General features: G+C 73.7%; 12 protein-coding genes and 2 tRNA genes. 3 read left to right on the top strand and 11 right to left on the bottom strand.

Annotation, left to right across the window (positions count from 1 at the left end; genetic code table 11):
- Positions 1-39: 39 nt before the first annotated feature.
- Both ACI79C_RS06780 and ACI79C_RS06775 read right to left on the bottom strand, forming a co-directional pair.
- The gene (locus tag ACI79C_RS06780; RefSeq protein ID WP_456944863.1) at positions 40-696 is read right to left on the bottom strand and encodes an aminodeoxychorismate/anthranilate synthase component II; all 657 of its coding nucleotides are present in this window, start codon (positions 694-696) and stop codon (positions 40-42) included.
- A gap of 27 nt (positions 697-723) precedes the next feature.
- Entirely contained in the window at positions 724-1,491 is a 768-nt protein-coding gene (locus ACI79C_RS06775; RefSeq protein ID WP_456944862.1) for a DUF881 domain-containing protein, read from the bottom strand.
- 69 nt (positions 1,492-1,560) lie between these two features.
- On the opposite strand from ACI79C_RS06775, the gene crgA reads away from it, so the two are divergent.
- Positions 1,561-1,833, top strand: a complete 273-nt coding sequence (gene crgA, locus ACI79C_RS06770; RefSeq protein WP_456944861.1) for a cell division protein CrgA — start codon at positions 1,561-1,563, stop codon at positions 1,831-1,833.
- Between the two features lie 554 nt (positions 1,834-2,387).
- On the opposite strand, the gene ACI79C_RS06765 is transcribed toward crgA, so the two are convergent.
- Positions 2,388-3,545 (bottom strand): thiolase family protein, encoded by a 1,158-nt coding sequence (locus ACI79C_RS06765; RefSeq protein WP_456944860.1) that lies wholly within the window; start codon positions 3,543-3,545, stop codon positions 2,388-2,390.
- A gap of 192 nt (positions 3,546-3,737) precedes the next feature.
- On the opposite strand from ACI79C_RS06765, the gene ACI79C_RS06760 reads away from it, so the two are divergent.
- Positions 3,738-4,145, top strand: a complete 408-nt coding sequence (locus ACI79C_RS06760) for a PH domain-containing protein (protein ID WP_456944859.1) — start codon at positions 3,738-3,740, stop codon at positions 4,143-4,145.
- On the opposite strand, the gene ACI79C_RS06755 is transcribed toward ACI79C_RS06760, so the two are convergent.
- From ACI79C_RS06755 to ACI79C_RS06745, 3 genes are all read right to left on the bottom strand, one after another.
- Entirely contained in the window at positions 4,142-4,897 is a 756-nt protein-coding gene (locus tag ACI79C_RS06755; protein ID WP_456944858.1) for a rhomboid family intramembrane serine protease, read from the bottom strand. The two genes, ACI79C_RS06760 and ACI79C_RS06755, sit on opposite strands and share 4 nt — an antisense overlap.
- A 137-nt stretch (positions 4,898-5,034) precedes the next feature.
- Positions 5,035-5,568, bottom strand: coding sequence for a peptidylprolyl isomerase (locus tag ACI79C_RS06750; protein WP_456944857.1), 534 nt, complete (start codon positions 5,566-5,568; stop codon positions 5,035-5,037).
- Between the two features lie 63 nt (positions 5,569-5,631).
- Positions 5,632-6,126, bottom strand: a complete 495-nt coding sequence (locus tag ACI79C_RS06745) for a DUF1059 domain-containing protein (RefSeq protein WP_456944856.1) — start codon at positions 6,124-6,126, stop codon at positions 5,632-5,634.
- 381 nt (positions 6,127-6,507) lie between these two features.
- Here ACI79C_RS06745 and ACI79C_RS06740 point away from each other — a divergent pair, with 381 nt between their 5' ends.
- Positions 6,508-8,184 carry a carboxylesterase/lipase family protein gene (locus ACI79C_RS06740; RefSeq protein WP_456944855.1) on the top strand — a complete coding sequence of 559 codons (1,677 nt, stop codon included), beginning with the start codon at positions 6,508-6,510 and terminating at the stop codon, positions 8,182-8,184.
- A 97-nt stretch (positions 8,185-8,281) separates the two neighbouring features.
- Here ACI79C_RS06740 and ACI79C_RS06735 read toward each other — a convergent pair.
- The 5 genes from ACI79C_RS06735 to gyrA all read right to left on the bottom strand — a co-directional run bounded on the left by ACI79C_RS06735 (position 8,282) and on the right by gyrA (position 12,192).
- A tRNA-Ala gene (locus tag ACI79C_RS06735) sits at positions 8,282-8,354 on the bottom strand.
- 44 nt (positions 8,355-8,398) lie between these two features.
- On the bottom strand, positions 8,399-8,539 hold the full coding sequence (locus ACI79C_RS06730; protein ID WP_456944854.1) for a DLW-39 family protein: 141 nt from the start codon (positions 8,537-8,539) through the stop codon (positions 8,399-8,401).
- 100 nt (positions 8,540-8,639) lie between these two features.
- Positions 8,640-8,713, bottom strand: a tRNA-Ile gene (locus ACI79C_RS06725).
- Between the two features lie 56 nt (positions 8,714-8,769).
- The gene (locus ACI79C_RS06720; RefSeq protein ID WP_456944853.1) at positions 8,770-9,552 is read right to left on the bottom strand and encodes a DUF3566 domain-containing protein; all 783 of its coding nucleotides are present in this window, start codon (positions 9,550-9,552) and stop codon (positions 8,770-8,772) included.
- 171 nt (positions 9,553-9,723) lie between these two features.
- Positions 9,724-12,192, bottom strand: coding sequence for a DNA gyrase subunit A (gene gyrA / locus ACI79C_RS06715; protein ID WP_456944852.1), 2,469 nt, complete (start codon positions 12,190-12,192; stop codon positions 9,724-9,726).
- Positions 12,193-12,257: the final 65 nt, after the last annotated feature.

Raw genomic sequence — 12,257 nt, 5'->3', positions numbered from 1 at the left:
CTCCCGACGCGGGAGGGGCCCGTCGTGCTCTGGGGACCCTCAGGCGGGCGTGGCGACCGTGGTCAGCCGGTGGGCGGCGGCGGTCGCGGCCTCGACCACGGCCGGGTCGGGGGCCATGCCGCAGGTCTGCAGCCAGCTGGCCAGCATCCGGTGCCCGCCCTCGGTGAGCACGGACTCCGGGTGGAACTGCACCCCCTCGATGGGCAGCTCCCGGTGCCGCAGCGCCATGACGATGCCCGACGGCGTCGTCCCGGTGACCTCGAGCTCCTCGGGCACGGTGTCCCGCTCGACCGCGAGGGAGTGGTAGCGGGTCGCGGTGAACGGCGAGGGCAGCCCGGCGAGCACGCCGACGCCGTCGTGCACGACCTGGCTGGTCTTGCCGTGCAGGAGCTCCGGCGCCCGGACGACCTCCGCGCCGAAGGCCTCGGCGATCGCCTGGTGCCCGAGGCACACCCCGAACACCGGCGTCCCGGACTCGGCGGCGGCCCGCACCATCGGCACCGTCACCCCGGCCCCGGCCGGTGTCCCCGGCCCGGGCGAGAGCAGCACCCCGGCGACGTCGAGGTCAGCCAGCTCGTCGACCGCGACGGCGTCGTTGCGGCGGACGATGCACCGCACGCCCAGCTGGCCCAGGTACTGGACCAGGTTGTAGACGAAGCTGTCGAAGTTGTCGACGACGAGGACGGGCCGGCTCACGCTTCTTGTGTACACGACACGAGGCGGTCAGCCCTCCGCCGCTGTGGCGTACTCCATGTCGAGGGGGCCCTCGTAGGCGGGCAGCCTCACCGAGGCGCGCTCGCGGACGGCGAAGCCGAGGCCGAAGTCCTCCACCGCCTGCTGGAACACCGCGACCTGCGGGGAGGCGGCCAGGGCGGCGCGGATGGCCGCGGCGTCCCCGACGGCGGTCACCACGAACGGCGGCGAGTAGGTGCGCCCCTGGAGCAGCAGGACGTTGCCCACGCACCGGACGGCGCTGGTCGCGATGAGCCGCTGGTCCATGATGGCGACCGCGTCGGCACCGGCGGCCCAGACCGCGTTGACCACCGCCTGGACGTCGGACTGGTGGATGACCACGTCGTCGGGGCGGGCCCCGATCGGCAGCGCGCCGTCCGGGCGCCGCGGGGCGTCGTCCAGGGTGATCTCCACGCCGCGGCCGGTGAGGCCCACCAGCCCGGCCGACAGCTCGCCGCCGGCGCTCTGGTCCTGGGCGGCGGCCACGGCGCCGTCCCGGGAGGCGGCCTCGTCGGTCAGCTCCTGCGCCTGGGCGCGCACCGCGGCCAGCTCCTGCTCCAGCTCCCGCAGGGCGTCCCCGCGCGCGGCGATGAGGGCGGAGAGCTCGGTGACCTCCCCGCCGCGCAGGTCGGTGCCCTGGGCCGTCTGGCTGGACGTCGCGAACAGCAGGCCCGCCGCCAGTGCCACCACGGGCACCAGGACCGCCCAGCCCGACGGGCGGCGGCTACCCCGAAGGGTCAGGGTGCGGGCTGCGGCCACGGTGGCAGCTTAGGCTGGGAGGCGGTCACGGCCGGCCGCGACGATCCGGCCCCGGAGGGAGTTCGCACGGTGCCCAAGTCCAAGGTGCGCAAGAAGTCGGTCTACACGCCGCCGCAGGGCACCCTGCAGTCCGGGACGGCGAGCGCCCGTGCCGTGCAGCCCAGCCCGCGCTGGTACGCCCCGGTCATGGTCACCCTCATGGTGCTCGGCCTGGTGTGGATCGTCGTCTACTACGTGGCCGGCGAACTGATCCCGTTCATGGTGTCGCTGGGGGCGTGGAACTTCGCGATCGGGTTCGGCCTCATGGTCGCCGGCCTGGTCATGTCGATGCGCTGGCGCTGAGGGAGGACCGCCGCCTCCCCGCAGCGGTCGCACCACACCTCACGAGGCCCCCGTCCCACCCGGGACGGGGGCCTCGTCGCTTGTCACCGGTCGTGTACCCACCGTGTTGTCCACAGGCACCGCTGTGCACAGCCGATGGAGCTTGTCCACAGGTCGACAAAGCGCGATACCCCCAGAGTTGTCCACCGTGTGTGGAGAACGCTTGTTCGACCGCACGCCGCTGACCTGCGGATCTGCTCCACGTGGTACGGGTGTGACGAGAAGGGCACGGCAGTAACTACACCTCTGTGACTCCATCCCCAGCTGTGCACACAGCTGTGGACGAGTCGACATGGCGGCAGCGCCCGGGCGGTGGCCTCGCCGCGTCCCTACCCCCGGCCGGCACCGGCGACACGCGTTCTGACCACGGCAGATCCTCGATCTCCGGCATCCGTCCCCAGGACGCCGGCGGCCCCCGGTCCGCAGGGGACCGGGGGCCGCCGGGTGGGGACTGTGGACAACTGCGGGGCTCACTCGCCGGCGGCTGCGCCGCTCACCGCGGTGCCCACGGGGGCTCAGCCGTCGATCAGCTCCAGGATCGTCGCGTTGGCCATGCCGCCGCCCTCGCACATGGTCTGCAGCCCGTAGCGCGTCCGCGTGCTCAGCATGGTGTGGACGAGCGTGGTCATGATGCGGGCCCCGGAGGCCCCCAGCGGGTGGCCGAGCGCGATGGCGCCGCCCCGGGGGTTGAGCCGGTCGAGCGGCGCCCCGGTCTCCGCCTGCCAGGCCAGGGGCACCGGCGCGAACGCCTCGTTGACCTCGAAGACGCCGATGTCGCCGATGGACAGCCCCGACCGCTGCAGCACCTTCTGCGTCGCCGGGATCGGCGCGGTCAGCATGATCACCGGGTCGTCACCGGCCATCACCGTGGTGTGGATGCGCACCAGCGGACGCAGCCCGAGCTCCCGGGCCTTCTCGGACGTGGTGACGAGCAGCGCGGCCGACCCGTCGGAGATCTGGCTGGCGTTGCCGGCGCTGATGACGCCGTCGGCCTTGAACGGGGTCTTGAGCGAGGCCAGCTTCTCCAGCGTGCCCCCGGGGCGCACGCCCTCGTCGGCGCGGGCCTGCGTGCCGTCGGGGGTGGGCACGGGGACGATCTCCTCGTCGAAGGCGCCGTCGGCCTGGGCCTTGGCCGCCTTCTCGTGGGAGGACAGCGAGTACTCGTCGAGCTGGGGGCGGGAGAAACCCCACCGCTCGGCGATCATCTCCGCGCCGATGCCCTGGTTCGGGGCGACGCCGTAGCGCTCCATGAACCGCGGGCCCAGCGGGCGGCCGGTCGAGCCGTCGCCGACCGAGGAACCCATCGGCACCCGACTCATCGACTCGACCCCGCCGGCGACCACGACGTCGGCCTGGCCGCTGAGCACCGTCGCCGCCGCGAAGGCGACCGCCTGCTGCGAGGAGCCGCACTGGCGGTCGATGGTCGTACCGGGCACCGTCTCGGGCCAGCCGGCGGCCAGCACGGCGCTGCGGGCGACGTTGTAGGTCTGCTCGCCGACCTGGCTCACGCAGCCCCAGAAGACGTCGTCGACCGCGGCCGGGTCGAGCCCGGCGCGGTCCACCAGGGCCTCGAGCACGTGGGCGGAGAGGTCGACGGGGTGCACGCCCGACAGCCCCCCGCCGCGCTTGCCCACCGGCGTGCGCACCGCGGCGCAGATGACGGCATCTCGCATGGGTCCTCCTCGTCGACGTGGGCGGGATCACGCCCTGCCGGAGATGGTAGGACGTCCACCTACCTCTCCCCTGGCCCCGTCCGGCGGCTCGCCGGCCCCTGCAGGGACCCGCTGCGAGCTCGCGAGCAGCGGGGGCGGGGGGTCCTCTCCCGGGGCGTGAGGGGGACGGGGTCCTCCTGCGACGCTGGGGGCGTGGAGTGGTCGGCGCGACGGGGACAGACGGCCGCCCTCGCCGTCGGGGGCGTCGTCCTGGGCCTGGCCGCCGTCCTGCTGGACGCCGCGGGCCGGGTCCTGGTGGGCGGCGCCGCGCTGCTGCTGCTCGCCCTGGCCGCGCGCGACCTGCTGCTGCGGCCACGGCTCTCGGCCGGGTCGGCGGGGGTCGCCGTCCGGACGCTGACCGGCTCGGTGCGGCTGCCGTGGGCCGGGCTGCGGGTCCGGGTGCGGGAGACCCGGCGGCTCGGCGTCCGCTCCCGGCTGCTCGAGCTGGACACGGCGCCCGGAGCCGACGACGACGGGGTGCTGGTGCTGCTCGGCCGCCGCGACCTGGGCACCGACCCCGAGGACGTCGCCCGGGCGCTGCAGGCCCTCGCGCCCGGCTAGAGGACGACGAGGGTCGGCACGGTCAGCGCGACCACGACGAGGACGGCGGCCAGCAGCATGAGGCCCAGCACCTGCAGCTCGGTGCGGCGGCGGGCCAGCACGACCAGGCCGGTGGCGACGAAGCCGGCCACCAGCCCGCCCAGGTGCCCGAGCAGCGAGACGCCGGGCAGGAAGCTGATCACCACGTTGATCGCCAGCAGGGCGAGCAGGCCGCGGAGGTCCTCCCGGCGGGCGATCATCAGCACCGCCAGGCCCCCGAGCAGGCCGTAGATGGCCGCGGACGCGCCGGCGACCGGGCGCCCCGGCTCGCCGAACAGCTGCAGGGCCACGGCGCCGCCCAGCAGCGAGACGAGGTAGACGGCCAGGTAGCGCCACCGCCCCAGCTGGCGCTCGACCTCGGAGCCGAAGAGGAGCAGCGCCAGCATGTTGAGCACCAGGTGCGGGACGCCGATGTGCAGGAAGGCGGCGGTGACCAGCCGCCAGTCCTCACCGAGCTCGACGAGGACCGGGATCTGCGCCAGCCGGACGAACAGCGGCGAGAGCTGGTTGTCCAGCGGGTTGGCACCCGCCAGCCCGGCCGAGACGGCGGTGACCACGAACATCGCCACGTTGAGCACGACGAGGGTCACCGTGACCGCGCCGAACCGGCGGCCGGCCCGGCGCAGCAGCGGCGCCTGCCGGGGACGGCGCACGGTGGCGTTGCCCTCGCGGACGCACTCGGGGCACTGGAAGCCCACCGAGGCGGGGGTCATGCACTCCGGGCAGATGGGCCTGCCGCAGCGGGTGCAGGAGATGCGGGTGGGCCGGTCCGGGTGCCGGTAGCAGGTGGTCGTCGGGGGCGCCGGCTGCGGTTGGCCAGGGCCGGCGCCCCCGTCGTCGGGGCCGGTGGTCAGCTGCGCTGCACCTCGACCGACTGCAGGACGACGTCCTCCACCGGCCGGTCCCCGCGGGCGGTGGGCACCTTGGCGATGCGGTCGACGACGTCGCGGCTGGCCTGGTCGGCCACCTCGCCGAAGATCGTGTGCTTGCCGGTCAGCCAGGTGGTGGGGGCGACGGTGATGAAGAACTGCGAGCCGTTGGTGCCGGGGCCGGCGTTGGCCATGGCGAGCAGGTAGGGCTTGGTGAAGGCCAGCTCGGGGTGGATCTCGTCGCCGAACTGGTAGCCGGGACCGCCGATGCCCTGCCCGAGCGGGTCGCCGCCCTGGATCATGAACCCGTCGATGATCCGGTGGAAGACCGTGCCGTCGTAGAGGCGGTCGGTGCTCTTCTCGCGGGTCTGCGGGTGGGTCCACTCCCGGCGGCCCTCCGCCAGGTCGGCGAAGTTCGCGACCGTCTTGGGCGCGTGGTCGGGGAACAGGTCGACGGTGATGTCGCCGTGGTTGGTGTGCAGCACGGCACGGCGTGCGGGAGTCGCTTCGGTCACGCCGTCCACTCTCCCACTGGTCCGCTCCCCGCGAGGCACGGGGAGCGGAGCCGCGGCCACCGCTCACATGCGCATGAGTTCCACGACGTCCAGGTTGCGGAAGGACGCCTCGCCCTCCGTGACCTCGTGCATCTTCTTGGAGATCTCGGTCGTCACCGGGTGCTCGGAGTTCCGCATCGCGGAGGCGTGGTCCGGGAAGCCCACCATCTGGACGTAGGTGTTCGGGCGATCCCGGTCCGCCGTGACCACGATCCACCGGGCGGTCGTCTCCCGCCCCATCCGCTCCCGCCACTCCTGACCCAGCCTCCGGAACCCGTCGAGGTCCCGGGCGTGGAACTCGATGAGCTGAACGAAGGCACCCTCCTCGACCGGGAGGGTCTGCTCGTCGCGCATCGCCGCACGGATGCCCTCGCGCAGCTCCGCGTCGTCGGTGTGGCCGTGCGCGCTCACCGCGTGGGCGACCGCGAGTTCGAGGAGCTCGTCCTCCTCGCCGGCGATCTGGACGGTGCAGTCGTACTCGCTCGGTACCGTCCGGCAGTCGATCGTCTTCCGTGCCATGGCTCCTCCTCGTCAGCGAGCCCTGGCCCGCCCGGCCGGTGGGCCAGCGGCGGGGCCGACAGTGGCCCCGGGGTGAGCACGCGTCCAGGGACGGAGGTCCCTGGACGGGAGGCGGTCCCGCTGAGGCCGGGTGCGGCCAGGCGGGAGCCCGCCGGTCCCGACGTCGGCCAGGAGCGCCGGACCGTGGATGTCCGGAACAGGGTGAGCAGCAGCCCGCCCGCCACGACGACGACCGTCAGCACCACCAGCGGAGGGGACACGGCCCAGGTGGCCGAGCACGCACCTCCCGGGCCCGCAGCGGTCTCCGGGCGCCTACTCTGCGCCACACCGCCGGAGCCGGCCGCCGGTCGCTCGACGGCCCGACAGCCCCCTGGGGGTCCCGTGCGACCTTCCCTGCGCCGGCCGCTCGGCCGGGCACTGCTCGCCCTCGCTCTCACCGCCGCCTCGATGGCCGGCGGCGGACCGGCCCTCGCCGCCCCCGGTGGTGGACCGCCGCTCGTCGTGCGCACCGAGGACGGCGCTCTGCGGGGCACCCTGGAGGAGGGACACCGCCTCTTCCAGGGCATCCCGTTCGCCGCGCCGCCGGTCGGCGACCTGCGGTTCCGGCCGCCGGCGCCGGTCGAGCCGTGGGACGGCGTCCGCGACGCGACCGAGCCGGGCAGCCCCTGCCCCCAGCCGCAGTCCGCCGATCTGAGCACCATCGCCCTGGTGGACGAGGACTGCCTGTTCCTCAACGTGACCACACCGGCCGGCTTCGAGGGCCGGCGCGGGGACCTGCCCGTCATGGTGTGGATCCCCGGCGGCGGCTTCGTCGCCGACACCGGCGCGGCGTACGAGGCGCGCCGGCTCGCCACCGACGGCGACGTGGTGGTCGTGACGATCAACTACCGGCTCGGGCCGCTGGGCTTCCTGGCGCAGCGGGACCTGTCCGCGCAGAACGGCGACCTCGCCTCGGGCAGTGCTGCGCTGCTCGACCAGCAGGCCGCCCTGCGCTGGGTGGAACGCACCATCGCCGCCTTCGGGGGCGACCCGGACACCGTGACGGTGGCCGGCGAGTCCGCGGGCGGCGCCGCCGTCTGCGTCCAGCTGGCCTCGCCGACGGCGCGCGGGCTGTTCGACCGCGCGATCGCGTCGAGCACCAGCTGCACCGAGCGCTACGACGACCTGGCCACCGCCGAGGCGAGGGGCGACCGGGTCGCCGCGGCGGTCGGCTGCGCCGGGGCGACCGACGTGGCGGCCTGCCTGCGGCAGGTGGGCGTCGAGGAGCTGCTGCGGGCCTGGCTGGACGGATCGCCGCCGGGCCGCTTCGTCGTCGGCGGTTCGGCCCTGCCGGTCCAGCCGGCCGATGCCGTCGCCGCGGGCGAGCACGCGCGGGTACCGGTCCTGCACGGCAACACCCGCGACGAGAACACGCTGTTCACCCCGACCGAGACGCTGGTGTCGACCGGCGCCCCGCCGTCCCCGACGCTCACCGCGGAGGAGTACGCCGCGGAGCTGACCGCGCGCTACGGCGACCGGGCGGGTGAGGTCCTCGCCCGCTACCCGGCCGAGGCCCACCCCTCGCCGCTGCGGGCCCTGGCGGCGGTGTTCAGCGACGCGGGCCCCCCAACCATGCTGTCCACCTGCGCGCACGTCGACGCCTACGAGGCCCTGTCGGCGGCCCCGGGACCGGCGCGGGTGTACGCCTACCAGTTCCGCGACCGGACCGCGCCTCCCGTGTTCCCCCTGTTCGACTTCCCGATCCCGGGCTACCCGGAGGACGCCCAGCACGGCAGCGAGCTGCAGTACCTGTTCGAGATGCCGTACTCGTTCGAGGCCGGCGTGTCACTGACGCCGGGACAGCAGGAGCTGTCGGCGGCGATGATCCGCTACTGGACCACCTTCGCCGAAACCGGCGACCCGAACGGCCCCGACGTCCCCGACGTCCCCCGGTGGCACCGCTACCGCGACAGCGGGGACGTGCAGGGCCTCGACCGCGCCGACGCAGGCGGCGTCGGGCCGGTGGACGTCGCCGCCGAGTCGCACTGCGACTTCTGGGCCTCCCTGCCGCGGCCCTGACCCGGACGTCCTGCGGGCCGCGCCGCGCCGGCTCGGCGAGGGACGGCAGGGACCCACCGCACCGGTGGCCCAGCAGGTCCAAACCGCATCGAGCGAGTGGAGACGAGGGGAATCGAACCCCTAACCCCCGCCTTGCAAAGGCGGTGCTCTGCCAATTGAGCTACGTCCCCCGGCTGGCTCGCGCCAGCGGTGTCCGGGCGGGGACCCCGGCGGGTCAGCGGGTCGGCGTGCTCACCGACTGCGACCCGCGCGTGGCCTCGGCCCACAGGTCGGCCTCGGCCCTGCCGGCCGACCGCTTGCGGACCAGGGCGAGCGCCCCGGCCGCCGCGGCGGCCACTGCCAGCTTCTTCAGCACGCGGCGTACCTCCTCGAGGGGGGTTCCCGCCTCCGGGACGGAGGCGGCCGACCAGCCCCGGACGGGGTGGTCCGACGGCGCCCGGGGCGCCGGCACACGGTGGGCCTGGGAGGACTTGAACCTCCGGCCTCATCCTTATCAGGGATGCGCTCTAACCGCCTGAGCTACAGGCCCGTGAACCTCGAACAGCGTACCTGGCCCGCCCGAGGTGATCGGAGGGGGGTCCTCGTTCAGTCCCGCTCGGAGAGGGTGACCTCGAGGCCACCCACCAGGTCCGAGCACATGTTGTAGATGAACGCCGCCACGGTGCACAGCGCCGTCATCAGCACGATGTTGATCGCACCGATGACCGCGGCCCCGCCGAAGACGATGCCCGGGGTGATGACCTCGCTGCCCCCCTCACCACCGGAGGCGGTGCCGAGCTGGCCGAAGAGGTCGTTGAGGGTCTCGAAGACGCCCAGGCCGGACAGCACGCCGTAGAGGACGCCGACGGCCACCATCCAGATGAAGAACATCGCGATGGAGAGCACCAGCGAGATCTTCAGCGCCGACCAGGTGTCGATGTGCCGCAGTTGCAGACGGGCGCGCCGCGGTCCGCGGGCGGCCTTCTGCTTGCCGCTCCCCTTGGCCGCAGCCGAGGCGGCCGCAGCCGGGGCGGCCGCAGCCGGGGCGGCCGCAGCCGGGGCGGCCGCGCCCTGGCCGGCGACGGCCTGGCCGGGCGCGCCCCCCACCGGGCTGCTGTCCGGGGCGGGGGCGAGCGCGGCGGTCTCGGCCGGCGCGGAGGTCACCGCCGAGGAGCCCGCGCCGCTGGTGACCGGACCCGCCGCGACCGGCGCCGTCCCGTCGTCGTCGGTGGCCGACTGTGCCCGCTGGGCGCCCGTGTCGGGGATGGCCTGCGTCGCCGTGACCGGCGCCGTCCCGTCGGTCTGCCGACCGGTCGCCGTCCCCGTGGCCGAGGAGGTGTCCCCGGGCCGGGACCCGGTGCGCACCGAACCCTGCGTCCGGTCGCTCATGCGAGTCTCCCGTTCCCCAGCGGCCCGCGCCGCTCCCTCGTACCCGGGTGACCCGGCACGCGGCCGGGGGCGCCCGGGCGCCGGTCAGATCTGTGGTGGTGGCACCGGACGGGACGCGGCACCCGTGCCCGGGAGCCCGGGTGCCGCGTCTCCTCCGACGTCGCTCCCAGACTAGGCGGCGGGCTCGTCGTTGTCCGTCGTACGCGCGATCGCCACGATCGAGACGTCTTCCGGCAAGTTCATGAGCTTGACACCCATGGTGGCGCGGTCCTTGTTGTGCCGGACACCGTTGACCGGCGTCCGGATGACGCCCCCGCCGGAGGTGATCGCGTACAGCTCGTCGCCGAGCTGCACGGCCAGCGCACCGACCAGGTTGCCCTTGCGGGCCTTGGGGTCGGCGGTGAGCACGCCCTTGCCGCCGCGGCCCTGGGCCGGGTAGTTCTCGATGCCCGTCCGCTTGGCGAAGCCGCGCTCGGTGGCCACCAGGACGTCGACGCCCTCCTCGACGACGATCATCGACAGCAGCGAGTCGTCGTCGGACAGCGTGATGCCGCGGACGCCCTCGGTGGCGCGCCCCATCGGCCGCAGAGTGGCGTCGTCGGCCTTGAAGCGGATCGACATCGCCTTGCGGGTGACCAGCAGCAGGTCCTGCTCCGGGTCGATCAGCGCGGCGCCGACCAGCTCGTCGCCCTCGCGCAGGTTGATCGCGATGACGCCGCCGCTGCGCGGGGAGTCGAAGTCGGTGAGCCGGGTCTTCTTCACCTGCCCGTTGGCCGTGGCCAGGACCAGGTACGGGGCGACGCCGTAGTCCTTGATCTGCATGACCTGGGCGATCTTCTCGTCCGGCTGGAAGGCCAGGATGTTGGCCACGTGCGCGCCGCGGGCGGTGCGGTTGGCCTCCGGCAGCTCGTAGGCCTTGGCCCGGTACACCCGGCCCTTGTTGGTGAAGAACAGGATCCAGTCGTGGGTGGAGCCCACGAAGAAGTGGTCGACGATGTCGTCCTGCTTCAGCGCCGCACCCATGACGCCCTTGCCGCCGCGCCGCTGCGACCGGTACAGGTCGCTCTTGGTCCGCTTGGCGTAGCCGGTGCGGGTGATGGTGACGACGACCTCCTCCTCGGCGATGAGGTCCTCCATGGAGACGTCACCGTCGTTGGCCACGAACTTCGTGCGCCGGTCGTCGCCGTATTTCTCCACGATCTCGGCGAGCTCGTCGTGGATGATCTGCCGCTGCCGCTCGGGGGAGTCGAGGATCGCCTGCAGGTCGGCGATCCGGGCCTCGAGCTCGGCGAGCTCGTCGAGGATCCGCTGCCGCTCGAGGGCGGCCAGCCGGCGCAGCTGCATGTCCAGGATCGCGGTGGCCTGGATCTCGTCGATGTCGAGGAGGTCCATCAGGCCGGTGCGCGCCGCGTCGGCCGACTCGCTGCTGCGGATGAGCGCGATGACCTCGTCGAGGTGGTCGAGGGCCTTGGCCAGCCCGCGCAGGATGTGCGCGCGCTCCTCGGCCTTGCGCAGCCGGTAGCGGGTCCGCCGCTGGATGACCTCGATCTGGTGGGCCACGTAGTGGCGGATGAGCTCGTCGAGCCGCAGCGTCCGCGGGACGCCGTCGACGATCGAGAGCATGTTGCAGCCGAAGGTGGTCTGCAGCTGGGTGTGCTTGTAGAGGTTGTTGAGCACGACCTTGGCGACGGCGTCCCGGCGCAGCGTGATGACCAGCCGGCGGCCGACGCGGTCGGAGGACTCGTCGGCGATCTCGCTGATGCCCTGCAGCCGGCCGTCCTTGACCGCCTCGGCGATCGCCTCGGCCAGGTTGTCCGGGTTGACCTGGTAGGGCAGCTCGGTGACGACCAGCTGGACGCGGCCCTTCGCGTCCTCCTCGACGGTGACCACCGCGCGCATCCGCACCGAGCCGCGACCGGTGCGGTAGGCCTCCTCGATGCCATCCCGGCCGACGATGAGGCCGGCGGTCGGGAAGTCGGGGCCCGGGATGCGCTGCATGCAGGCGGTGAGCGCCTCCTCCGGCTCGGCGTCCGGGTTCTCCAGCATCCAGAAGACCGCGGCCGCGACCTCGCGGAGGTTGTGCGGCGGCATGTTGGTGGCCATGCCGACCGCGATGCCGGCCGAGCCGTTGATCAGCAGGTTGGGGATGCGCCCCGGCAGGACCAGGGGCTCCTGGTTCTTGCCGTCGTAGTTGGGCTGGAAGTCGACGGTCTCCTCGTCGATGTTGGCCAGCATCTCCATGGCCAGCGGCGTCAGCCGGGCCTCGGTGTACCGCATGGCGGCGGCCGGGTCGTTGCCCGGGGAGCCGAAGTTGCCCTGGCCGTCGATGAGCGGGTAGCGCATCGACCACGGCTGGGCCAGCCGGACGAGGGCGTCGTAGATCGCCGAGTCGCCGTGCGGGTGGTAGTTACCCATGACCTCGCCGACGACGCGGGCGCACTTGACGTAGCCGCGGTCGGGGCGGAAGCCCTGGTCGTACATCGCGTAGAGCACGCGGCGGTGCACCGGCTTGAGGCCGTCACGGACCTCGGGCAGGGCGCGGCCGACGATCACCGACATCGCGTAGTCGATGTAGCTGCGCTGCATCTCCTGCTGGAGGTCGACCGGCTCGACGCGGTCGCGGGCAGGGGTCTCGGTCACGGTTCAGGTCCTCATGGTTCGTTGCGCGGTGGCTGAGACGAGGGAGCCCCCTCGCAGGGCCCCGC

The sequence above is a fragment of the Geodermatophilus sp. SYSU D00697 genome, from assembly GCF_054050175.1.
The sequence above is the reverse complement of the archived record's forward strand: the minus strand, read 5'-3'. Positions and strand labels throughout refer to the sequence as shown.